This is a genomic window from Corynebacterium macclintockiae (assembly GCF_027570165.1).
GTDB lineage: Bacteria > Actinomycetota > Actinomycetes > Mycobacteriales > Mycobacteriaceae > Corynebacterium > Corynebacterium macclintockiae.
Map to the genome: position 1 here is coordinate 85,327 of NZ_JAKMUV010000003.1, position 23,772 is coordinate 109,098.

Consider the following 23,772-nt stretch of genomic DNA (forward strand, 5'->3'; position numbering starts at 1 on the left):
TACCTCTTGAACTAACCCCCTCAGGGGGTTAGTGTCATGGAGTATGACACGTCGCACACTTCCTCTGGCTTTGTATGCGTTTCCGTTGGTGGCTGGATTCATGCTGCCGAACCTCGCGACCCCGCTGATGGAACTGTGGCGTTCGGATATTGGCTTCTCTGCAGGGACGCTGACGCTCATCTTCATCATGTACCTTGGGGGGCTCGCGCCAGCCTTCTTGCTGGCACCGGGGCTCAGTGATAGTTGGGGAAGGAAGCGTACGCAGCAAGTGGCTGTGGTGCTCGGTATTGTTTCGTGTCTCTTTTACGTCTTAGCGGACAGTATTCCAATACTTCTACTGGCTCGGATCCTTACCGGTCTGTGCTCCGGAGCTCTCTTGGTGCTAGGGCCATCGGCTGTGCAAAGTATGGCTAGTGAGGATGAATCCTCTAAAGCTACGCTCACGGCTACGTTAGGTATCGCAATAGGGCTGGCAGGCGGACCCTTGTTTGCAGGCGTGGTTGCGCAGTTGGTTCCATGGCCGACTAAGACGGTTTTCGTTCTTATGGCTCTCCTTCTCGCAATATCGCTGGTAGTGGTCGGAACAGAGTCGGAGACGGAGCGTAAGCCCACGCGAGACCTGTTGCCTCACAAGGGGCTGGGGAAGAAAGACAAGCGTGTTGTTCTTGCTGGTCTAGGCGCTTTTGGCCCGGGAATGACAGCTGCTGGAATTGTTTTGGCACTGTCTCCAACACTTCTCAACGGAATTAGTGAAACGAGCGGGCCCCTGGGTGCTGGCCTGATTGCAGGAGGCATGTATGCGGTTAGCCCGATCGCGCAGAGTCTAGTCCGTCGACTCCACAGCCTTGCGCACATCAGATTCTCTATGGTGCTGATCGGGTTGGCGATGTGCATCTTTGGCACAGCAATGACGCAACAGAGCTTATGGTTCCTGATTCTGAGTGCGGTACTTATAGGTGCAGGGCAAGGGATTAGTAATTTGGGCAGCTTTGGACTGATCCATCAAGAGGTTGACGAAGATTCGGTGCCTGGAGCAACAGCACTTTTGAGTTTGGGTACGTATGCCGCTGCGAGTGTTGTTCCTCTGGCAGGTGGGTACCTCATCGATCTAACCGGATTGCCGATTGCAAGCCTATGCATGGCGTTAGGAGTGGTTCTAATGGTTGCGGTGGGGTCTGTGTTTGCCCGGCAGAGCTATATTGACCAAACAAGGAGTGCCTAAAAATGAAGATTGGCATTGTAGGCGCAGGAATTGCTGGCCTTGCGCTGGCTAATCTTTTGGATCATGCAAGATACGAGATCCAACTGATTGACAGTGCGGAATCGCTGGAGCCGATTGGCGCTGGTTTCACTTTGCAGCCGAACGGGCTCGAAGTGTTAAGAAGAATATTTCAAGACGATAAGCCCTTCAGGGAAGCAGCGCTGGTAAGCACGTCGACAATCTATGATTCGCAAGGCGAGCAATTACCTATCGATATTATGGGCGAGCTCAGCGCCACCAACAATTCCTATTCTATTCATCGAGGAGATATTCATTCTGCTCTACTGAGGAACCTCGATAGGAAAATCAGTCTATATACGTCGCGCCGAGTAGAATGCGTCGATGCTGGTTCCACTGTCGGTAATATGAGAATCCAATATGAGAATGGGCAGATAGAAAAGTTTGATCTAATAGTTGGGGCAGACGGAATTAAGAGTGTAGTTCGTAAGTTTGTTGATCCGTCGGGAAGCCTCACTAATGGCAACGGTATCGCAGTGAGAACAATCGTTCCTAGAACGGAAAATGACCAAAAGTATCAAAATTTCCAAGCCTGGATGGGGAGGGGGAAAGTTGTGCTTGCATATCCCGTTAAGGGCGGGACGAAACTAAACTTAGCCTTCTATCTGACTGGCGGAAACACCGCAAGTTCATCTTGGTCACAGCCAGTTGATTTGAAGTGGCTGGCAAAAGAGTTTCACGGTTGGGATACGAGATTGCAGGACCTCATTGCCCGTTCAGTAGATGCATTCAGTTGGAAACTGGCGGACCTAAATCCTTTGTCCACCTGGCATAGGGAAGGTTCAGTGCTGATAGGTGATGCCGCTCATGCCATGTTGCCCTACCTAGGTCAAGGCGCCAACCAGTCTTTGGTTGATGCTATCGAGTTGTCGAAGGCTTTGAATCAAGCAAACGATTATATATCAGCGAAAAACTCATTAGAGCGTTACGAAAAGGGTAGAAAACCCTCCGCAGAAAAATCGCAGCAGTTTTCTCGCCGGGCAGGCGACTTATTCAAGCAAGAGTTTGGTGGCGATAGGGATCTAAAGGTCTCTAGAGTCAATCAGCTGTTAACTGAACTGCGTCGCAACTAAACGAGTGTTTTATACGGGAGGTTGTATAAAGTGGGGCAGCAGGATAAACTTAAAGCTTTACTTGAAGCGAGTGTGGAAAACGGGTTCGATTCAAATATAAACCTGGACTATTCCTCGGTTCAGCAAGATGAAGTCCGCGCAGAGGTAACTATTGATTCGACACTATTGCAGCCAGCGGGGATTGTCCACGGAGGAGTTCTCTGCTCCATTGTCGAATCAGTTGCTTCAGCCGGCGCAACAGCCTGGGTTCTAGAAAATAGTCAGGAGTGCGCTTTCGTTGGGATTGCTAACACCACCGACTTTTTCCGAAGCGTGCGGGAAGGTGGGTTGACCGCTATCGGTCGTCCTCTACATCAGGGGAGACGAACGCAGGTTTGGTCGGTTGAGGTCTTTGATGGGGACATATTGGTTGCCCGTGGGACGCTCCGCGGGCAGAACATTAGTAGAGGGTGAGATAGGTGCCATACAAGCTTGAAAATGAGCTTCGCGCTCTGGTCAGGGATATCGTCGCAAGGCAGGGGAATGCGTTTGATCAAAGCTCTGACTGCGATGGGCTTGGTCAGCACGATTTATGGGGTGAGCTGGGCCATCACGGACTAATTGGTGTCGGACTTCCTTGCAAGTATGGAGGTGGCGGTCAAGGCTTATTCGCCCTTAGCGTCGTCGCAGAAGAGCTTGCTCGACAGGCTCACTTGCCTGTCCTGCTAGTGATGTCGCCGGGGATAGTGGGATCCATCCTTCTTCATGGCGGAAGTATTGATCAAAAAGAGGAACTCCTGCCAAAAATTGCCACTGGTGACCTCAAATGTGCTTTTGCTATTACGGAACCGAATGCAGGAAGTAACACTCATCGGACGAATACTTCATTAACGCCTTTGAGTGATGGAAAGTATAGTCTGTCTGGAACTAAGTGCTTCATTTCCGGAGTCGATGAAGCTCATATGATCCTCGTTGTGACAAAAATAATGCAAGATGGCGAAGATCCGAAACTCGGGTGTTGTCTGGTGCCTTGTGGCGCCGAAGGTTTAACAATGTCCAAGATTGAAACTGAGAAATTTAGCGACGATAGTCAGTGGCTGCTCAATTTTGATCGAGTCGAAGTGGATCAATCGAGTGTAATTGGTGGTGTTCATTCGGGTTTGAAAGCACTGTTCTATGGCCTCAACCCGGAACGCATCCTTATGGCTTCTTTTTGTAACGGCATTGCCCTTCGTGCGCTTGATTTAGCTGTTGCCTACGCAGAGTCTCGCGAGGTTTGGGGTGCTCCTATATCCACCCATCAGGCCATTTCGCATCCACTCGCAGAGGTCAAAATAGATATTGAGTTGGCTCGGAACATGACTTTTCGTGCGGCTTCAGATTTCGATTCTGGCGGAGACTGTGGCGCTAGCGCGAATTACTCCAAATTTGCTGCAGCTAGGGCTGCGGTAAAGAGTGTTGATCGGGCGATCCAGACCCATGGTGGCAATGGATTTGCGAAGGACTATCGCGTCTCAGAATTATTTTGGCCGGCCCGTTTGTTTCGAACGGCACCTGTCAGTGAGGAAATGATTCTGAATTATGTAGCCAACAATATTCTCGGTATGCGCCGATCCTACTAGATGTGTTTTGAAAAGGAGTATTTTACAATGATTTCTGGTTCTACTATTTCTCAAGGTGCCGAGCGCGTAACCGCTGGCGGCCTTCAGGTTGCCAAGACTCTCTACGATTTCGTTAACACCGAGGTACTTCCTGTCATTGGCAAGGATTCCGCCGAGGAGCAGGAGAAGTTCTGGGATGGCTTCGGCAAGATCGTCGAGGAGTACACCCCGCGTAACCGTGAACTGCTGAACACTCGCGACGAGCTGCAGAAGAAGATGGACGCCTGGTACGCCGACCACAAGGGCGCTCAGGATCCAGAGGAGTACAAGGCCTTCCTGAAGGAGATCGGCTACCTGGTCGACGAACCGGGCGATTTCGAGATCACCACCCAGAACATCGATAGCGAGATCGCAGAGACCGCCGGCCCGCAGCTGGTTATTTCGGCGTTGAACGCCCGCTTCGCGCTGAACGCGGCGAATGCCCGCTGGGGTTCCCTGTACGACGCGCTGTACGGCACCGACGCTATCTCTGAGGAAAACGGCCAGGAGAAGGGCACTGGTTACAACAAGGTTCGCGGTGACAAGGTCATCGAGTGGGGTCGCGAGTTCCTGGACCGCGTTGTGCCGCTGGAGTCCGGCTCCCACAAGGACGTCACCAAGTACGCCGTCGAGTCCGGCCAGCTGACCGCCACCATCGACGGCAACGACGTGCACCTGCGCAACCCGGAGGTCTACGCAGGCTTCGGCGGCGACAAGGCCAACCCGACCGACATCCTGCTGTACAACAACGGCCTGCACATCGACATCCAGATCGACCCGGAGTCCCCGATCGGCAAGACCGACAAGGCCGGTGTGAAGGACCTGAACCTCGAATCCGCGGTGACGACAATTATCGATTTTGAAGACTCAGTGGCAGCTGTGGATGCAGAGGATAAAACTCTGGGTTATCGCAACTGGCTTGGTCTGAATGTTGGTAATCTGACAAAAACTATTACCAAGTCGGGGCGAACCTTCACCCGTAAGCTCAACGAGGATCGTGTGTTTACCTCCCGTGATGGTGAGGAGCTGCGTCTGCACGGTCGTTCTCTGCTGTTCGTGCGTAATGTTGGCCACCTGATGCAGAACCCGGCGATCCTGGACCAGAACGGTGAGGAGATTTTCGAGGGCATCATGGATGCCGTTATTACTTCGGCTGCTGCGATCCCGGGTCTGGATGAGAACAACCCGCGTCGTAACTCCCGTAATGGTTCGATCTACATTGTGAAGCCGAAGCAGCACGGCCCGGAGGAGGTTGCGTTCACAAACGATCTGTTTGGTGCTGTGGAGGATCTGCTGGGGCTGGAGCGTTTCACCCTGAAGGTTGGTGTGATGGACGAGGAGCGTCGTACCACCGCTAACTTGGATGCCTGCATTGCGCAGGTTAAGGAGCGTCTGGCGTTTATTAACACTGGCTTCCTGGATCGCACTGGTGATGAGATCCACACCTCTATGCTGGCTGGTCCGATGGTGCGTAAGGCGGAGCTGCAGACCGCGCCGTGGAAGCTGGCTTACGAGGACAACAACGTGGATGCTGGCCTAGCCCACGGTCTGCCGGGTAAGGCGCAGATCGGTAAGGGTATGTGGGCCAAGACCGAGTTGATGGCTGACATGCTGGCGCAGAAGATTGGCCAGCCGAAGGAGGGCGCGTCTACTGCGTGGGTTCCGTCCCCGACGGGTGCGACGCTGCACGCAACTCACTACCACGAGGTGGATGTGTTCGAGGTACAGGACAAGCTGCGCACCGAGGGTCGTCGTGAGACGCTGGGTGACATTCTGACCATCCCGGTGGCGGAGTCTGCTGACTGGTCTGCTGAGGAGATCGCCGAGGAGATTGACAACAACTCCCAGTCCATTCTGGGCTATGTGGTCCGCTGGGTGGAGCAGGGTGTTGGTTGCTCCAAGATCCCGGATATTCACGACATTGATCTGATGGAGGATCGTGCTACCTGCCGTATTAACTCCCAGCACCTGGCTAACTGGTTGAAGCACGGTGTGGTGAACGAGGAGCAGGTTCTGGAGTCTTTGCAGCGTATGGCTGCGAAGGTGGATGAGCAGAACGCTGGTGATGCGAACTACCGGAACATGGCGCCGAACTTTGATGAGTCTGTGGCTTTCCAGGCTGCGAAGGATTTGGTGTTTAAGGGTCTGGAGCAGCCGGCTGGTTATACTGAGCCGATTCTGCACGCCCGTCGTTTGGAGTTCAAGGCTAAAAACGGCATCGCCTAAAGCCTCGCGCGAAGCTAACGCTGTCTAAAGCGTTGAGGATCTAACCGCCGGTGTGAGCCCGCCTCACCCGGCGGTTTTCCTATGCTCACTTCCGCGCAACTTCCTTGCACGGACAGTTGTTCGACCCCTGGTTAGACTGGTGGACACACGATCACGCACGTACGAACGCACATGCACCAAGTCGCCCCCGGAAGGAGCCCGACTTTGTCCGTCACCACCTTTGGCACCCCGCCTGCCCGATCTTTCTTTGATTTTGACGCCGTACTTTTCGACCTCGACGGTGTGATCACCCCGACCGCAGAGCTCCACCGCCAGGCGTGGGCGCGGATGTTCAGTGCTTTCCTGGAGGCCAAGGGTGCCGAGCCCTACACCGAACAGGATTACTTCGACTACCTGGACGGCCGCCGTCGCGACGAGGGCGTGGCCGCTCTGCTGGCCAGCCGTGACATTGAGGTTCCAGAGGGCAACGCGGACGATCGGGCTGATCAGGACACGATCCACGGCCTGGGGGCTCGCAAGAACGAGGACTTCCTGAAGTTGGTGGAGGAAGGCGTGCAGGCCTACGAGGGCTCCGTGCAGTTGCTGGATGCCATCCGGGACCGCGCCGCAGCGGCGGAGAAGTCGCCGCAGATCGCTATCGTCTCCTCCTCGAAGAACGCCCGCCCGGTGCTCAAGGCGGCGGGGCTGCTCGATCGGTTTGAGGTTGTAGTCGATGGGAAGGTGGCGTCCGAAAAGAATCTGCCGGGTAAGCCCGCACCAGATACGTACCTGTATGGCGCGCAGCAGCTCGGCGCCAGTGCGGAGAATGCTGTGGTGGTGGAGGATGCCACCAGTGGCGTGGCCAGCGGTAAGGCCGGAAAGTTTGGGCTGGTCATCGGCGTGGATCGCGGGGCCGGGGCGGAGGCGCTGCATGAGCACGGCGCGGACATCGTGGTCGATGACCTGGCGGACCTGCTGGGTTAGAGCGTGCGGCCAGGAGGCTGGCCGCAGGATTTTTAGACGAACGAACAGCTGACAATAAGCACAGAACGACTCGGGGAGACCGGAAACACTATGGGAATCAACGCCCAAAGAAAGACCAAGCGCACCCCTGCTGACCAGCGTCTAAAGGATTACCTTGCTACTCGGCGCGAAGGCGCAGAGACCGGCTTTAAGCGCCCTATCGACGGCGGCGACTTGCGCGCGGAGGGCTTCCGCGCGGACATGAAACACAGTGCGGTGAATCCGCTAGAGTCGGTGGATCGCGACAACAACCCGGTTGACGAATGGGCTCTGATTGAAACCCGCCCGAACTCCATGGACCTGGGAGTATCCGAGACCCTGTTCGCGCTGTCCAACGGCTACCTGGGGCTGCGCGGAAACCCAGAGGAAGGGCGCGATTCCCACACTCACGGCACGTTCATCAACGGCGTGCACGAAACCTGGGACATCGAGCACGCGGAGGATGCCTACGGCTTGGCGCGCACGGGGCAGAGTATCGTCTCGGTACCGGATGCGAAGGCTATGCGACTGTACATCGACGACGAGCCGTTGCGTCTGGGCAACGCGGAGGTCATGGAATACAACCGCAGCCTGGACTTCCGCGAGGGCGTGCTTCGTCGCAGCCTGGTCTGGCGCACTCCGGGCGGCAAGCACGTGCGCGTGACCTCCGAGCGCATGGTGAGTTTCCAGGAGCGCCATCTGGCGCTGCAGTCCCTGGAAGTCGAGCTGCTGGATGCGCCGGCCGCCGTCGTGGTCTCCTCCCAGCTTTTGAACCGCGAGGACGGCCAGGGCGAGTTCCCAGATAACAACGCCCGCGTGGCGGGCGAGGAAGGCTTCGACCCGCGCAAGGGCGAGCAGTTCCAGGACCGCGTGTTCATCCCGAAGTACCAGTCCAGCACCGAGCCGGAACGTGCAACGCTGGGCTACCAGATCAACCACTCGGGCATGACCGTGACAGTCTCCATGGACCACATCTTGGACATCGACAACCCCTCGGATGAGACGGACACGGGCGTGGACACCGGCGTGGAGGTCTCCACGGAGGTGGAAGAGGACGTCGCCCGCGTGACGTACCACCTGAACGGCAAGAAGGGAATGAAGATGCGCCTGGAGAAGTTCACGGCGTACCACTCCTCCCGCCACGTCGCCCCGCAGGAGCTCGCATTCCGTTGCGCGCGCACCATCAACCGCGCGAAGCAGGTGGGCTTTAGCAACCTGATGGATAACCAGGCCGAGTGGCTGGCCCGCTTCTGGGAGCGCTCCGACGTGCGCATCGCCGGCCAGCCCGCGCTGCAGCAGGCGGTGCGCTGGAATATCTTCCAGCTGATCCAGGCCTCCGCCCGCGCGGAGACCAACGGCGTACCGGCAAAGGGCATGACCGGCTCCGGCTACGGCGGACACTACTTCTGGGACACGGAAATCTATGTGATGCCGTTCCTGTGCTACACCAACCCCAACCTGGCTCGGAACGCCCTGCGCTTCCGCTACGACATGTTGCCCGCGGCCAAGCAGCGTGCGCTGGAGCTTTCGCACGACGGCGCCCTGTTCCCATGGCGCACGATCAACGGTCAGGAATCCTCGGCCTACTACGCGGCGGGTACGGCGCAGTACCACATCGATGCCGACATTGCGTTTTCGCTGATGAAGTACGTCTACGCGACCGGCGACACGGAGTTCCTGCTACAGCAGGGCATCAGCCTGCTGGTGGAGACCGCGCGGTTCTGGATGTCCATCGGCTTCTTCAACAGCAATCAGGACAAGTTCGAGATCCACTCCGTGACCGGCCCGGACGAGTACACGACCGTGGTGAACAACAACCTGTACACAAACGTCATGGCCCAGTACAACCTGGAGGTCGCGGCGGCCGTGGTGCGCCAAATGGAGGAAGAGCGCCCGGAGGAATACCGCAACTTGCAGCACCTGAAGCACGTCACGGAGGCCGAGGTCGATCTGTGGCGCAAGGCTGCCGACTGCATGTACATCCCCTACAACGAGGAGCTGAAGGTCAACCCGCAGGACGACCAGTTCCTACACCGTCGCATCTGGGACCTGGACGACCCGGAGGTCGGACCGAAGCGCCCGTTGCTGCTGCACTACCACCCGCTGACGATTTACCGCTACCAGATCTTGAAGCAGGCCGACGTGGTGCTGGCGCTATTCCTGCAGGGGCAGCGCTTCTCCACCGAGGTCAAGCGCGCGGACTACAACTACTACGACATTCTGACCACGGGCGATTCCACCCTCTCGGCCGTCGTGCAGTCCATCATCGCCGCGGAGCTCGGCTATAAGGAGAAGGCCGAGGAGTTCTTTTACCGCGGCCTGTTCGTGGACATGGGCGACCTGCACCACAACGCCTCGGATGGCGTGCACATCGCCTCGTGTGGCGGCGCGTGGACGGCGCTGACCAACGGCTTCGGTGGCTTCCGCGATTTCTATGGGCAGTTCACCATCGACCCGCGCCTTCCGGACGAGTGGGAGTCCCTGACCTACCACATCACCCTGTACGGCGAGCGCCTGCGCGTGGAGGTCCGCCCCGGCGAGGTCGAGCTGGTGCTGGAGGAGGGCGACCGCAAGGTCGGCCCGATCTGGGTCATGGGCGAGGAGGTCGTTGTCGGCCGCGAGCCCGTCATTGTAAAGGGGCCGACGCTGCTCAGCGAGCATCGCGCCGACGGTGAAGATGGCGATGTGTCGCCCGTCGCTCCGGACCACCGAGTGAAGCTATAAAAATATATCTTTATTGACGCCCACCGCCAGCGTGTGTCGTTACCCCCGTAACCCCTGCGAGGTGGGTAGCGAGCGGCAGGGGTGGGGAGTGTGGCGTCAATAAGAAAGCGACAAAGGGTACCGCGAAAACCGTGTGACCAGTGTGACGCCGAGGGTTGACGGCCTCTCATCACATATTTAACAGTACGGCTGTACCGTTAGCTGTATTTTTGCAAGGTTTGTATTGCGGAAATGGTGTACCCCATAACGGGGTGTAGAACCGGGAACATGCAGGTACACAAGTAGTCCGAGGGGGGCTTTAGCACATACAGTGTCTATGACACTGGAGGTGCCATGACTGTTAAATATGACGACCGTGAGGCAATCGCTCACGGAAAACTGAGAACTTCGAGCCTGCGCGAGAAGCCAGGCTTCCCTTCGTGGGCGATGAAGCTGACGATGGCCATCACGGGCATCATCTTCGCGCTGTTCGTCCTGGTTCACATGGTTGGAAACCTGAAGGTTTACATGGGGGCCGAATCCTTCAACACCTACGCCGACTTCCTGCGTGAATTCGGCTACCCGCTGCTGCCGCACGAGTCCTTCCTGTGGGTTGCTCGCATCGTGCTGCTGGTTTCCCTGATCCTGCACGTGTGGTGCGCATTCGCGTTGACCGGTCGTGCTCACCAGTCCCGTGGCCGTTACCGCCGCAAGGGCATGGTCAGCAGCTGGAACACCTTTACCGCCCGCAGCATGATCGTCACCGGCATCGTGCTGCTGCTGTTCATTATCTTCCACATCCTGGACCTGACGATGGGTGTAAAGCCCGTCGCCTCCGACGACTTCCAGGGTCCGGTTGATGGCGCACACGCTGCCTTCCAGAACCTGGTCGCATCCTTCGAGCGCCCGGCTGTGGCCATCTTCTACATCCTGGCGATGCTGATCCTGTTCATGCACCTGTCCCACGGCATCTGGACTGCCACCTCGGACCTGGGCATCACCGGCCACCGCACCCGCAAGGTCATGCTGTGGATCGCCTACCTGCTGCCTGCGATCGTGATGATCGGCAACATCTCCATCCCGCTGGCTGTGATGTTTGGGCTGGTTGATCAGGCCTCCTTCGTCCCGGTTGGGCATTAACGGCGAGTCTGGTTTCAAGGAGAAGAGAGTTAAATGAGCGAAGTAACTAACCACCCGCACAATCAGACCGCGGACTTCGACTACGACAAGGCCGTCGCCGCTTTCACGGCTCCGGAATCCGTCGTCGAGGGCGTGACCGTCGGTAAGGTCCTGAAGGACAACGCACCCCACGTGGTGAGCCAGGACAAGCAGTGGCAGTACGCCAAGGAGCACTTTGGCATGGTGTCTCCGCTGAACCGCAACAAGTTCCGCATCCTCATTGTCGGTACCGGCCTGGCCGGTGGCGCCGCAGCTGCCGCACTGGGCGAGCTGGGCTACGACGTGAAGGTGTTCACCTACCACGACTCCCCGCGCCGTGCGCACTCCATCGCTGCGCAGGGCGGTGTGAACTCCTCCCGCGGTAAGAAGCTGGATAACGACTCCACCTACCTGCACGCCAAGGACACCGTTAAGGGTGGCGACTACCGCTGCCGCGAGAACGACTGCTGGCGACTGGCTATGGAGTCCCCGAAGGTCATCGACCACATGAACGCTGTTGGCGCACCGTTCTCCCGCGAGTACGGCGGCACCCTGGCAACCCGTTCCTTCGGTGGCGTTCAGGTCTCCCGTACGTACTACACCCGTGGCCAAACGGGTCAGCAGCTGCAGCTGGCCACCACCTCCGCGCTGTACCGTCAGATCGGCGCTGGCCACGTGGAGATCTTCACCCACAACGACCTCGTTGACCTGATCGTCAAGGACGGCCGCTGTGAAGGTGTGATCATGCGCAATCTGCTGACCGGCGAGCTGAAGGCTCACACCGGCCACGCAACCGTGCTGGCCACCGGCGGTTACGGCAACGTGTATCACATGTCCACGCTGGCCAAGAACTCCAACGCCTCGGCCATCATGCGCGCCTACGAGCTGGGCGCCTACATGGCGTCCCCGTCCTTCGTGCAGTTCCACCCGACGGGCCTGCCGGTGAACTCTACCTGGCAGTCCAAGACGATCCTGATGTCCGAGTCGCTGCGTAACGACGGCCGCATCTGGACTCCGAAGAAGAAGGGCGACGACCGCAAGCCGAACGACATCCCGGAGGACGAGCGCGACTACTTCTTGGAGCGCCGCTACCCGGCCTTCGGCAACCTGGTTCCGCGTGACATTGCTTCCCGTGCCAACGCTCAGCAGATCAACGCTGGCTACGGCGTGGGTCCGATGAAGAACTCCGTGTACCTGGATCTGGGCGACGCTATCCAGCGCCTGGGCAAGGACACGATCCGCGAGCGCTACTCGAACCTGATTCAGATGTACGAAGAGGCCATCGGCGAGTCCGCCTACGAGACCCCGATGCGCATCGCCCCGACCTGCCACTACACCATGGGTGGCCTGTGGACCGACTTCAACGAGATGACGTCCATCGACGGTCTGTTCTGCTCCGGTGAGTCCTCCTGGATGTACCACGGCGCGAACCGCCTGGGTGCTAACTCCCTGCTGTCCTCCTCCGTGGAGGGCTGGTTCACCTTGCCGTTCACCATCCCGAACTACCTGGCGCCGCACCTGGGTGAGGAAATCCCGGCCGCCGATTCCCCGGCTGCGCAGGAGGCTCTGCAGCGTGCAAAGGATCGCATCGAGCGTCTGACCACCATCAAAGGCGACAACCCGCACGGTCCGGAGTACTACCACCGCCAGCTGGGCGAGATCCTGTACTTCTCCTGCGGCGTGTCCCGCAATGTGAAGGACATGAAGGACGGCATCGAGAAGATCCGCGCACTGCGCAAGGACTTCTGGGCCAACGTCCACATCCCGGGCGGTACCGAGGAGATGAACCAGACCCTGGAGTACGCAACCCGCGTTGCCGACTACCTGGATCTGGGCGAGCTGATGTGCGTGGACGCTCTGGACCGCGACGAGTCCTGTGGTGCCCACTACCGCGATGACCACCTGTCCGAAGACGGCGAGGCAGAGCGTGACGATGACAACTGGTGCTTCGTCTCCGCCTGGGAGCCGAATGGCGAGAACAAGTTCATCCGCCACTCCGAGCCCCTGTACTTCGACCGTATCCCGCTGATGACAAGGAATTACAAGTAATGAAACTGCATCTTGAAATCTGGCGTCAGGCGGGCCCGAATGCCGAAGGCCACTTCGAGTCTGTTGACGTTGACGACGCTGCAGAGCAGATGTCCATCCTGGAGCTGCTCGACCACGTAAACAACAAGTACGTTGAAGCGGGCAAGGAGCCCTTCGCCTTCGCTTCCGACTGCCGCGAGGGCATCTGCGGTACCTGTGGCCTGATGGTCAACGACCGCCCGCACGGTCCGGACAAGAACAAGCCGGCCTGCCAGCAGCGACTGCTGTCCTTCAACGACGGCGACACCATCAAGCTGGAGCCGCTGCGCTCTGCTGCGTACCCGGTGATCAAAGACATGGTCGTCGACCGTTCCGCACTGGATCGCGTGATGGAAAAGGGCGGCTTCGTGTCCGTCATGGCCGGCACCGCCCCGGATGCCGACTCTCTGCTGGTCAACCACTCCGACGCGGAGAAGGCTCTGGACCACGCAGCCTGCATCGGCTGTGGTGCATGTGTTGCTGCTTGCCCGAATGGTGCAGCCCACCTGTTCACCGGTGCGAAGCTGGTTCACCTGACGCTGTCTCCGCTGGGACGCGAGGAGCGCGGCAAGCGCGCTCGCAACATGGTTGACGAGGTCGAGGGTACCTTCGGTCCTTGCTCGCTGTACGGCGAGTGTGCCGACGTTTGCCCGGCGGGTATCCCGCTGACGGCTGTGGCAGCTATCACAAAGGAACGCACCCGTGCCGCTTTCCGCGGCAAGGATGACTAAGATCAACTCCAAGACAAGTTTCAGAAAGTAGGAGAGAACCATGGCACTCAGTGAGAACCTGCACATGGAGCGTTACTACGTTGATGGCTACCAGCCGTCCAGCTTTGATGCGCCGCACTCTTCGCTGCAGCGCTCCCTCACTTGGATCGGCATGGGCTTCTGGCTGCTGCTGATGCCGGGTCTGGGCACCATCGTGTTCGGTCTGGCTACCAACATGTCCGGTACTCAGGACAAGGCCATGATGTACCTGATCACCGGTGTAGTAATTTCCGTGGTTTCTGTTGTTGCGGGCTCTGCGTGCATTCACGCAGGTCGCAAGAACTACCGCGACTACAAGGGCCGTTCCGGTCGCATCATCTAGTTGCTAGCTTCGGCTAGCGCTTAGCTGCTAGCTTTTGCTAGCTGATGGCTTTGGCTAGTACTTAGCCTTTGGCCAGATAGCACCTCCATCTGCATAAACCGCGCCACCACTTCTGGTGGCGCGGTTTTGCTTTGCCTGCGCGGCTTCCTAACTGCCTATACTCGGGCCGGCTCGTGGTTCTCACTGGCTCTGGCGGTGCTCAATGCCACCCAGCATCGTCCTATGTCCCCCAATGACACCCAATGCCACCCCATGCCGTCCCAATGTCGCGCCAATGTCGCTAGAACGGGAATCTGTGACTGCGGATTTTGGCCTGGAAATTTTCGCAACGCTCTGACCAGTATGTTTGCCCACATGAAAACTATTAGCATTAGCCAATTCCCGTTCTAACGACATTTGCACACCTGCTGACCCGCAAACTCTCGCTCTAGCGACATTTCTCCGGCCCGAAGCTCCTGCAGGATGCGCAGAACGGAATCCCAGCTGCAACTGTGGCAATTGCGGTGATGCTGCACCCCATGCAGGTGAAGCTGTGGCGCTGTTGCGGCGCCCGCTAGGTGAAGCTGTGGCGCTTGTGGTGCCTGTGGTGCCTGCGGAGCCCTTATTGACGCCCCAAGTGGTGCCATAATTGAACAATGACTGCTTCTGACGCATCACTATCCCAAGTGCCCGGGCCAGATCCCGCCACCGAAGCTGCTCGCCGAGCCGAGTTAAGAAAGCACAAGACCATCGCCACCGGCCTGCTGGCCATTGCCACCCTCATCTACGTGACCATGCGTTGGCTCGAATACCAGGGCAACCCGGGCGCGTGGATCGGCTACGTCCGTGCAGCCAGCGAGGCCGGCATGGTCGGCGCCCTGGCCGACTGGTTCGCTGTCACTGCCCTGTTCCGCCATCCGCTGCATATCCCTATCCCGCACACGGCCATCATCAAGCGGAAGAAGGACCAGGTCGGCCACGCGCTCAGCGAGTTCGTGGGCGAAAACTTCCTCAACGCCGCCCTCATCAGCGACAAACTCCGCAAGGCACGCATCCCGGAGCGCGCCAGTGACTGGGTAGTCGACGGCGGCGGCGCCCACCGAGTCTCGCAGGAAGTCGGCAAGGTCATCGACCTCACCGTCAATGGCATCAACCCCGAGGAAGCCGAACACGTCCTCCGCGCCCTCGTCATCGACAAGCTCAGCGAACCCACCTGGGGACCGCCGCTAGGCCGCGGCCTGGAACAGCTCATCCAGGAAGGCCGCACGGAACCCGCCGTCGAGGCAATTGTCATCTGGATGGACGACAAGGCCCGCACCTCCGAGGACTTCGTGGTTCGACTCATCGACGAGCGCACCCCATCCTGGGCGCCACGCTTCGTCCGCGAACTCGTAGGCTCCCGCGTGTACCGCGAGCTGGTGGAATTCACCGGCGACGTCCGCTGCGACCCCGACCACGATGCCCGCCGCCAACTGCGCTCGTTCATCTACCAGCTCTCGCAGGACCTGCAGCACGACGAGAAGATGATCGCCCGGGTGGAGGGGTTCAAGAACGACATCATGACCTCGGGGCCTGTCACGGCAATGCCCGGCCGCCTGTGGGAATCCGTCCGTGCGACACTCACCACCTGGTCCCGCGACCCAGATTCCCTGTTGCGCCGAAGGATAGCGCAATGGGTGGAGGACTATGGGCGTCGAGTCCAAGAAGAACCAGAGCTGCGCGAAGAGCTTGAACGCCGCATCGTCGGAGCGGCCAGCTACCTTGCCGATAACTACGCAGGCGAGGTCACCGGCATCATCGGCGAGACGGTCGAGCGGTGGGACGCGCAGGAGGCCTCCGACAAGATTGAGCTGATGGTCGGGAAGGATCTGCAGTTCATCCGCGTGAACGGAACGATCGTGGGCGCGTTGGCGGGGCTGGCGATTTACTCCCTGACTGAGCTGATCTTTGCGTTAGGCTAAGGAGCATGGAAGCAGTCTTCAAGGCGATGTACTACGCCTACTCGGGCATCAGCTTGACGTTGGCAGTCGCGATTTTCGTGCTGGCGGCTATTGGACTGGTGCAGCTGGTTACTACCCGCGACGATGCCTTCATGGTGATCGATCGCGAGAAGCAGAATTGGCTGATGCTGATGGGTGGTGCCGTGGCGCTGTCCGTCTTGAGCTTTTTTGTTGCCATTGAGCTGCTGTGGATCATCGCGGCCGTCATCGTCGGCATTTACTGGCAGGACGTGCGTCCCGCGATCCGCGACGTGCTGGGCAACGCGGGTGGTTCCTGGTGAGTTCTGTGAGTTCCGTGGATCGTTCTGAGCTGTCGCGCGAGGCCGTTGCCGCCATCCTCGACGCGACGGTGCTGAAGCCCGAGGCGACGCGCGATGACGTGGCCGCCCTGGTCCGCGAGGCCACCGAGTTGGGTTGCGGCGCGGTGTGCGTCTCGCCGTCGATGTTGCCTGTTGGTTCTTTGGGTGATGACGCCACGCTGCGCATCGCCACCGTCGCAGGGTTCCCTAGCGGCAAGCATGCATCCCTGGTGAAGGCCACCGAGGCGCGTTATGCCGCCCAGTTGGGGGCGGATGAGATTGATGTGGTGATCGACGTGGCGGCGGCTCTGGCCAAGGATCAGAATGCGCTGCTCGCAGAGCTGATCACTGTGCGGGAGGCCGTGCCGCATCCGCTGGTGTTGAAGGTGATTGTGGAATCCGCACTGCTGGACGAGGAGCAGCTGCGTGCTGCTGTCCGCGCGTGTGTGCAGGCGGGGGCGGACTACGTAAAAACCTCCACGGGCTTCCACCCGGCGGGCGGAGCGAGCGTGGAGGCTGTAGAGATCATGGCCGACGAACTGCGGAAGCTGGGTAAGCTGGCGCCCTTCGGCATGGGGGAGGAGGAGCGCATTGCAGCAGGCCTGGTGGGGATTAAGGCCTCGGGCGGCATCCGGGATTGGGATGCGGCCGTGGCAATGATTGAGGCGGGGGCGACGCGACTGGGCGTTTCCGCTGCCGCGAAGGTGCTGGGCGCCTAGTACAGGGCGCTTAGTGCTGGGCGCTTAGCGCTGGGCACCTTGTGCAGGGGCGCCTAGGCGGCGAGGGCGGAGGAGCCCACCGGGCCGTCGTTCTTCCATGGGCGGGTGACGTCTGCGTTTCCGGAATTATCGGAGCTACCGGAGCCACCGTTGCTGTTGGAACCACCACTGCCCGTGCCGGTGCCCGTGCTGCTGCCCGTGCTGGTGTCCAGGTCGTTCACGCGAACGTCCGTGCCGTGCATGGTGACCTCGAGACCTTCCTCAGTGACGTTGATGCCCTGGAATTCCAGACCGCCCTGGGGATCCGCAGGTACGGAATCCTGCAGTTGCGACTCCATCTGCTGAGTGAAGGATTCCGGGAGCTGGAAACCCAACAGGGAGACGTTGTCCATCTCCATCTTCATCTTCCCATCCTGGACGGTGGGCTTGACCTCGAAGGTGGCCAGACCGCCACTGATGTCGAAGCTGAGGGTCTGCTTGTCCGGGTTCGGGCGTACGTCGGAGATCTTCATCATGCCACCCAGAGGGTTATCTTCGGCGCCTCCGGATTTATCGTCGTCTGCGCTCTCCGCAGCCTGAGCCTTCAGCATTTCCTTGGGGAGCGTTGTCCGAAGGGTGACCTCGCCGACAGTGGCGTTGTTGGGATCGTCGCCATCCATCTTCAGGTCCCGCATGTCTATGTGCATGGCGGGCTGGCCACTGACCTTAGGCTTGGACTGATCGTTATCCTCGTAAGAAATATCCAGCGTGGACGGAACGTCAAGGGTCATCTGCGGAATCTTGCCCTGCGCCATGCCCAGAAGAACCGGGGAAGCACCCAAAGAGACCTTGGGATCAACGGAGGAGGAAACTCCGGATTCCTGGATCTGATCCTTGAGTGCAGCCTTGAGCTCATCCTTGAGGTACCAGCGAAGACCGAATTCGGCGAGTACCAGCAGCAAAACGATGACCAAAACAATGCCGGTGAAGATTTTCAGGCCGAGGTTGCCCTTCTTCTTCGGCTTCTGGTACATGCCCTGGCCGTACTGACCTGGCTGGCCGAACAGCGGCCGCTGACCGTACTGGCCTGCCTGGCCCGGTTGCTGGCCTGCCTGGCCTGGCCGCTGACCGTACTGACCCGGTTGCTGACCGTAATGACCCGGCTGGGTGTGCTGAGCACCGCCGTTGCCATTACCCGAGAACGGGTTCGGATTCTGGGAAGGGTTTTGTGGGTTAGTCACCCGTATCAGTGTTCCTTATCGTTTGGTTTATGCCAACCCGTAGCTTAGCTTTTGCCCGTTGTTCGCAGGCAACGTACAACTAACGCACAGGTTTGCTCATGTGGGTAGTTCAATCAGGTTCGCACACCACGGACCACGGCAGCGTAATTGAGTTGTCCGCCAAGCGGCGGCGCGGGTTGAGCCGCGCCGCGGCAGCGTGGGCGTCACCAAGAGAACCCAAGAACTCCCGCTTCGCCGAACGCCACCGCACCCGCGGGCCAAAGACGGCCAGGGGTGCGGCGCGCTCCCAGCAACGGTCGAGTTCGGCGAGGACGTCGTGGATGCGATGTCCGGGGGTGTTCCGGTGGATCAGGATCTTCGGCAGGCGTTCGGCCAGGTCGGAAGGGGTCTGAATGTCATGCGGATCCCAGGCGAGGGTCAGCGACTGCGGACCGTCCTCGTCTAGCAAGACCCAGCAGGAACGGCGGCCGACCTCGTCGCACGTGCCCTCAATAATCACGCCACCGGGGCGCAGGTTAGCGCGCATAACGTCCCAGGCGGCCTGCACCTGATCCACGTCGTACTGGCGCAGAACGTTGAATGCGCGCACCACGTCCGACTGCAAGCCAGCGAGTTCGAAACCGCCGAGGGCAAAATGCACGCCCTCACGGTCGGGCAGCACGCGGGAAGGCTCGATCTCCAGGCCGGTGACTTCCACCGTCGGCGCGACCGTGCGCAGCCAGCGTGCCCATTCGCAGGTGGTGGTATGGGAGGCACCATAGCCCACGTCCACAGCTACGGGGTTGCGGTGTTCGTGGAGCACAGCACTCCGCAGTTGCGCCTGCACCCGCGGCTGCGCCACCAGCCACCGGTCGGATTTCCGTAGCCGGTTGTAGCCAGTTGTTCCGCGGGTAGGTACGCCAACAGGCCCGTCCGTGTTCCACGAACGGGCCTTGAGGTTGTGGGCGTGATCAGCCACGCGAATCAGCTGAGCATACTTTGTTGTGAGTGAGTTAGGTCAGGGGGCGCTTAAGCGTTGTCGCTGATCCACTTCTGGATCAGGGCGGCTTCGCGGGTCAGGAACTCCTCTACCCACTCGGCAACCTTCGGCTCCAGGACGGCGCCCATCATCGGGATCTTCACGTCCACGGCGCAGTCGGCCTTCAGCTCGGTGGCCTCGCCGGTGCCGGTCAGGGTGACGTCTGCGGAGAAGGAAACCGGAGCGCCCTTGACCTCAGCGTTGACCTTGCCGGTGGTGGCATCGTTTGCCAGCGGGCCGAACTCGACCACGCGCTTGAGCTTCAGGTCCTGGGAAACCATGCCGCGCACAGCCTCCGGCAGAGCGGACTTCGGCAGCAGTTCAAACAGAACGGCCTCGATCGGCTCGGGGGTGAAGGAGTTTACCTCGCCCGGCTCGTCGCCGATGTTCTCGACCTCGTATGCCCAGTAGTTCGCGGAGGAGAGTGCCTCGTAGACCTTTTCAATAGGGAAGTTAATCGTTGCAGTGTTCTCGCTGTGAGTAGTCATGCCAACAGACTACCTTTAGTGATGTGACTGATACGACTAATAACGCACATTTCACGTCCGAAGAACGCGCGCAGCATCTTTTGGAACGCTTGCGTGGCAATGGCGCCGACCCTGTCGCCATCCCCGGCGCCCGCGTGACCAGCCGATCCTTCGCCGAAATGACCACCCTGCGCATCGGCGCCGCGCCCGCGGGGGTTGTGGAGTGCTCGTCGGCGGAGGCTGTCGCCCAGGTTGTTTCTTTTCTGGACGCCCACACTCAGCCGCTGCTTGTCGTCGGCGGAGGGTCGAACCTCGTGGTCGGCGAGGGGGATGAAGTATCCCAATTGGTCGTAGTGCTGTTGAGTGCTGGCGGTGGGGAAGGTGGCGTCGATAAAAAGGGCGCCGAGGTAAAGAGCGCCGAAGGCGAGAGGGCCGAAGTTGACGTGATGATCGACCGCGAGACCGGCGTGGTGCGGGCATTCGCGGGGGTCGAATGGGATCAGTTGGTGGCCACGACCGTCGAGGCGGGGCTGGGCGGGCTGGAATGCCTGAGCGGAATTCCCGGGTCCGTGGGTGCTACGCCGGTGCAGAACGTCGGGGCATACGGTGCGGAGGTTGCGCAGGTGCTGCGGCGCGTGCAGCTGTTCGACCGGGCGAGCGGGGAACTGGAATGGGTTGAGCCGTCTGCGCTGGACCTGGGGTATCGGTACTCGAACTTGAAGTTCACCTCGCGGGCAGTGGTGACGGCGGTGGAGTTTCAGCTGACCACCGATGGGCTGAGTGTGCCTCTGCGCTATGGCGAGCTGGCACGGCGACTGGGCGTGGATGCGGACGAGGCTGCCGCCGGGGACATTCGCCGGCCCGCTGCTGATGTGCGCCAGGCCGTGCTGGAGCTACGCGCAGGCAAGGGCATGGTTCTGGACGCGGCGGACCACGATACGTGGTCGGCGGGGTCCTTCTTTACCAACCCGATTGTCACTGGTGAGGAGGCGCGCGACGCGGTCGTGGCGGCTGTGCGCGAGAAGTGCGGAGATGCCGAGGCGGAGTCCATGCCGCTGTACCCGGTAAAGGGTGGCGGTGCTGGCGCTGCTGGCGGTGCTGGCGCTGGAGCTGCTGGTGCTGCTGGCGGTGCTGGAGCTGGAGCTGCTGGAGTTGGCGAGCCGCAGTTTAAATTCTCGGCGGCGTGGCTGATCGAGCGTGCCGGGTTTGCCAAGGGCTGGCACGTTCCGGGCAATGACCGTGCCTCCCTGTCCACGAAGCACACTCTTGCGTTGACTAACCGCGGGTCTGCGACCAGCGAAGATGTGGTGGAGTTGGCGCGTGCGGTGCGCGCCGGAGTGAGCGAAGCCTTCGGAGTGGTGTTGGAGCCGGAACCGATCTGGGTCGGCGTAAGCATCGATTAGCTGGACCTGGGCATCGGCCAGCTGAGCCTGGAGCATCGGCCAGCTGGCGGGTTGCTTGGCGCGGTTTTGGCGGGTTGCCTGGCGCGGTTTTTGGAGTGCGTGGCACGGGTTTTCGAGTGCGTGAGCGGCTAAATGTCGCTAAAACGGGATTCCGTGATCGGGTGGACGCGCTTTCAGATTTTCGCAACTCTCTGACCAGGGCTTTTGCGTAAGTGGAAAGGATTTCCTTTAACTAATTCCCGATCTAACGACATTTGGCCGGTGTAGGCCGGCCTAGGTCGCCCTGCAGCCGCCCGCCGCCCGCAGCCGCCCAGCACCGCCCGCTGCCGCAGCCCATCGCCCCCGCAGGCGCAGACGCGCACACCCTCGACCTGTGGGAAAGCCTCACCCCGCTCGGCCGTAACGAGTTCATCTGCTGGGTCACGGACGCCAAGAAAGACGAAACCCGAGCCCGGCGTATTCGCCGAACTCGGGAAGAGCTCGAAGAAGGCAAGCGCCGCCCGTGCTGCTGGCCCGGGTGCAAGCACCGCGAGCGCACAGGCCACGCCTAAAAGGAAGGCTCGGCGGTTGCGGCCGCCCTTCTTAACCTTCTATCTATCTATTGACGCCCACACGCCCCCACTAAACCATCGTCAGAACTAGATCCTTCACCTCGCGGCGCCGGATTTTGCCGATCAGGTCGGCCGGCATCTCATCGATGATGAAGAAACGGCGTGGCACCTTGTAGCGGGTCAGGCCTTCGCGGGCCCACTCGCGCACAGCCTCTTCGTTGAAGTTTGCCTTGTTCACGCCGTCTGCCAGGACAACTGCGGCGACGACCTCCTCGGAGCCGTCATCCTGCGGCAGGCCAACCACGCCGGCCTTCTGGATCTGCTCGTGCTCTTCCAGGAACTCTTCCACTTCCGCCGGGTAGACGTTGAACCCGCCGGTGATGATCATTTCCTTGATGCGCGAGACGATCTTGATGAACCCATCCGGCTCCATCACGGCCATGTCGCCGGTGCAGAACCAATCCTCGTGGAAAGGCTGATCCTCGTCCGGGATGTTGATGTAGCCCTTGAAGACCTGGCGACCGCGGGCCAGCAGCTCGCCTGGCTCGCCATCCGGCATGGTCTTGCTGAAGTCATCCGGGTCAGCCACTCGCAGCTCCGTATCGGGGAATGGAATGCCGATGTAACCTGCGCGGCGTTCCGGGGTGACAGGGTTCGCCACCAGGATCGGGCCGGATTCGGTCAGGCCGTAACCTTCGACGATCTTGCCGCCGGTCTTCTTCTCCCACTCCAGCGTGGTGTGTACGGGCAGCGGTGCTGCGCCGGACAGCGCATTGGCGATGCCACTGAGGTCCAGGTTGTGCTCCTCGGCTGCTGTCAGGATCTTGTCGTACAGGGTCGGCACGCCCGGCATGTAGGTCGGGGTTTCGCGCTTCAGCTGATCCACGATCAGCGGGATCTCCGGCTTGGGCAGAAGTAGCAGCTTGCCACCGGTAGATACGGCCAGCGCGGCGGTCAGCGTCAGGCCGTAGATGTGGAACAGAGGCAGGGCGGCTAGGAACTTCTCCTGGCCGCGCTCACCGATGCCACTGATCCAGGACTGACCCTGGACAACGTTGGACATGACGTTGCCGTGCGTCAGCTGCGCGCCCTTGGGCTTACCGGTCGTGCCGGAGGTGAACAGGATGAAAGCAGGGGAGTCCTGGTTTGTCTCCGGGCAGTTTTCCAGGTCTGCACCGTCGCCACCGAACTTGGCGCTCTGCAGCTGGGAGAATGGGATGGTGCCCGGGGCCTCGCCGTGCAGCTGCTCGCGCTTCTCCTTTAGCGACTTGATCGGCAGCTTCAGCGCCAGGCGCTTAACCAGCGGCATGGCCTCGATCATGTTCACGCTCACGACCTTCTCGATCGGCGTGGTGCGCGACAGTTCCTGGAACATTGGGGCGATCTTGTCCCACACCACTGCGACCTTCGCGGCGTGATCCTTGCAGGGGCCCTCCAGCTCGCGGGCGGTGTACAGCGGGTTGTGCTCTGCCACGGTCGCACCCAGCTTGTGGGCGGCGAAGATCGTGATCAGGTGCTGCGGGCAGTTCGGCAGAGTAACTGCCACGCGGTCGCCGGAACGCACTCCCAGCTCCCGCAGGCCAGCGGCAACGCTCTTAACCTGTTTCAGGAATTCTGCGTAGGTCATGGTCTGGCCGAAGAAGTCCAGAATGTCGTCGTTGGCGTGCGCGGCGACGGTACGGTCGAGAAGCTTAGCCATGGTGTCGTCCGTGTACTCCAGGCTGTGCGGGGTCCATTCCGCGTAGTACTTCAGGTAGGGCTTGTCCTGCCAGGCCGTTCCCTCTGGGCGTTCGGTGTCGGTCATCTAGATCCCTTTGGTCTTTAGAAACAGTCTTTGAAAACGTGATGCACGTTACTTTGGAACCCTAGCTAAGTTTCTCATTTTCTTTGGTGGAATTAAGCAAATTTTATCGACGCC

At 59.9% G+C, this 23,772-nt stretch carries 20 protein-coding genes; 16 read left to right on the forward strand and 4 right to left on the reverse strand.

What is annotated here, in order from left to right:
* The first annotated feature begins 43 nt into the window (after positions 1 to 43).
* The 14 genes from L8U58_RS03860 (at position 44) to deoC (ending at position 17,195) form a co-directional block, all read left to right on the forward strand.
* Complete coding sequence (locus tag L8U58_RS03860) at positions 44 to 1,222, forward strand: MFS transporter (protein WP_269954734.1); 1,179 nt, start codon at positions 44 to 46, stop codon at positions 1,220 to 1,222.
* Positions 1,223 to 1,224: 2 nt separating this feature from the next.
* Positions 1,225 to 2,352, forward strand: a complete 1,128-nt coding sequence (locus L8U58_RS03865; protein WP_269954735.1) for an FAD-dependent oxidoreductase — start codon at positions 1,225 to 1,227, stop codon at positions 2,350 to 2,352.
* 72 nt (positions 2,353 to 2,424) lie between these two features.
* Positions 2,425 to 2,805 (forward strand): PaaI family thioesterase, encoded by a 381-nt coding sequence (locus L8U58_RS03870; protein ID WP_269954808.1) that lies wholly within the window; start codon positions 2,425 to 2,427, stop codon positions 2,803 to 2,805.
* Positions 2,806 to 2,810: 5 nt separating this feature from the next.
* A complete protein-coding gene (locus tag L8U58_RS10235) occupies positions 2,811 to 3,953 on the forward strand; it encodes an acyl-CoA dehydrogenase family protein (RefSeq protein WP_269954736.1) in 1,143 nt (380 codons plus the stop codon).
* 27 nt (positions 3,954 to 3,980) lie between these two features.
* Complete coding sequence (locus L8U58_RS03880; protein ID WP_269954737.1) at positions 3,981 to 6,197, forward strand: malate synthase G; 2,217 nt, start codon at positions 3,981 to 3,983, stop codon at positions 6,195 to 6,197.
* Positions 6,198 to 6,401: 204 nt separating this feature from the next.
* Positions 6,402 to 7,160, forward strand: a complete 759-nt coding sequence (locus L8U58_RS03885) for an HAD family hydrolase (protein WP_269954738.1) — start codon at positions 6,402 to 6,404, stop codon at positions 7,158 to 7,160.
* 90 nt (positions 7,161 to 7,250) lie between these two features.
* Positions 7,251 to 9,902: a glycoside hydrolase family 65 protein gene (locus L8U58_RS03890; protein WP_269954739.1), complete on the forward strand. Its 2,652-nt coding sequence runs from the start codon at positions 7,251 to 7,253 to the stop codon at positions 9,900 to 9,902.
* Between the two features lie 333 nt (positions 9,903 to 10,235).
* Entirely contained in the window at positions 10,236 to 11,021 is a 786-nt protein-coding gene (locus L8U58_RS03895) for a succinate dehydrogenase cytochrome b subunit (protein WP_034971000.1), read from the forward strand.
* A 33-nt stretch (positions 11,022 to 11,054) separates the two neighbouring features.
* A complete protein-coding gene (locus tag L8U58_RS03900) occupies positions 11,055 to 13,088 on the forward strand; it encodes a fumarate reductase/succinate dehydrogenase flavoprotein subunit (RefSeq protein ID WP_034971001.1) in 2,034 nt (677 codons plus the stop codon).
* The gene (locus tag L8U58_RS03905; protein WP_034971002.1) at positions 13,088 to 13,837 is read left to right on the forward strand and encodes a succinate dehydrogenase/fumarate reductase iron-sulfur subunit; all 750 of its coding nucleotides are present in this window, start codon (positions 13,088 to 13,090) and stop codon (positions 13,835 to 13,837) included. Before L8U58_RS03900 ends, L8U58_RS03905 begins: the two co-directional genes overlap by 1 nt.
* 40 nt (positions 13,838 to 13,877) lie before the next feature.
* Positions 13,878 to 14,198, forward strand: coding sequence for a hypothetical protein (locus tag L8U58_RS03910; RefSeq protein WP_034971003.1), 321 nt, complete (start codon positions 13,878 to 13,880; stop codon positions 14,196 to 14,198).
* Between the two features lie 635 nt (positions 14,199 to 14,833).
* Positions 14,834 to 16,138: a DUF445 domain-containing protein gene (locus L8U58_RS03915; RefSeq protein ID WP_269954740.1), complete on the forward strand. Its 1,305-nt coding sequence runs from the start codon at positions 14,834 to 14,836 to the stop codon at positions 16,136 to 16,138.
* A gap of 5 nt (positions 16,139 to 16,143) precedes the next feature.
* On the forward strand, positions 16,144 to 16,458 hold the full coding sequence (locus L8U58_RS03920; protein ID WP_034972538.1) for a DUF2516 family protein: 315 nt from the start codon (positions 16,144 to 16,146) through the stop codon (positions 16,456 to 16,458).
* A gap of 5 nt (positions 16,459 to 16,463) precedes the next feature.
* Complete coding sequence (deoC, locus tag L8U58_RS03925) at positions 16,464 to 17,195, forward strand: deoxyribose-phosphate aldolase (protein WP_034992855.1); 732 nt, start codon at positions 16,464 to 16,466, stop codon at positions 17,193 to 17,195.
* 53 nt (positions 17,196 to 17,248) lie between these two features.
* Here the strand turns inward: deoC and L8U58_RS03930 are convergent, their stop codons facing one another.
* From L8U58_RS03930 to L8U58_RS03940, 3 genes are all read right to left on the reverse strand, one after another.
* The gene (locus tag L8U58_RS03930; protein WP_269954741.1) at positions 17,249 to 18,415 is read right to left on the reverse strand and encodes an LmeA family phospholipid-binding protein; all 1,167 of its coding nucleotides are present in this window, start codon (positions 18,413 to 18,415) and stop codon (positions 17,249 to 17,251) included.
* 109 nt (positions 18,416 to 18,524) lie between these two features.
* A complete protein-coding gene (locus tag L8U58_RS03935) occupies positions 18,525 to 19,373 on the reverse strand; it encodes a class I SAM-dependent methyltransferase (RefSeq protein ID WP_269954742.1) in 849 nt (282 codons plus the stop codon).
* 50 nt (positions 19,374 to 19,423) lie between these two features.
* Entirely contained in the window at positions 19,424 to 19,921 is a 498-nt protein-coding gene (locus tag L8U58_RS03940) for a DUF2505 domain-containing protein (protein WP_034971009.1), read from the reverse strand.
* 23 nt (positions 19,922 to 19,944) lie between these two features.
* Between L8U58_RS03940 and L8U58_RS03945 the strand changes: the two genes are divergently transcribed.
* Entirely contained in the window at positions 19,945 to 21,303 is a 1,359-nt protein-coding gene (locus tag L8U58_RS03945) for a UDP-N-acetylmuramate dehydrogenase (protein ID WP_420839827.1), read from the forward strand.
* A gap of 323 nt (positions 21,304 to 21,626) precedes the next feature.
* Positions 21,627 to 21,854, forward strand: a complete 228-nt coding sequence (locus L8U58_RS03950) for a YdeI/OmpD-associated family protein (protein WP_269954810.1) — start codon at positions 21,627 to 21,629, stop codon at positions 21,852 to 21,854.
* A gap of 70 nt (positions 21,855 to 21,924) precedes the next feature.
* Here L8U58_RS03950 and L8U58_RS03955 read toward each other — a convergent pair whose 3' ends face one another.
* Positions 21,925 to 23,658: a long-chain-fatty-acid--CoA ligase gene (locus tag L8U58_RS03955; RefSeq protein WP_034971010.1), complete on the reverse strand. Its 1,734-nt coding sequence runs from the start codon at positions 23,656 to 23,658 to the stop codon at positions 21,925 to 21,927.
* Positions 23,659 to 23,772 lie beyond the last annotated feature (114 nt).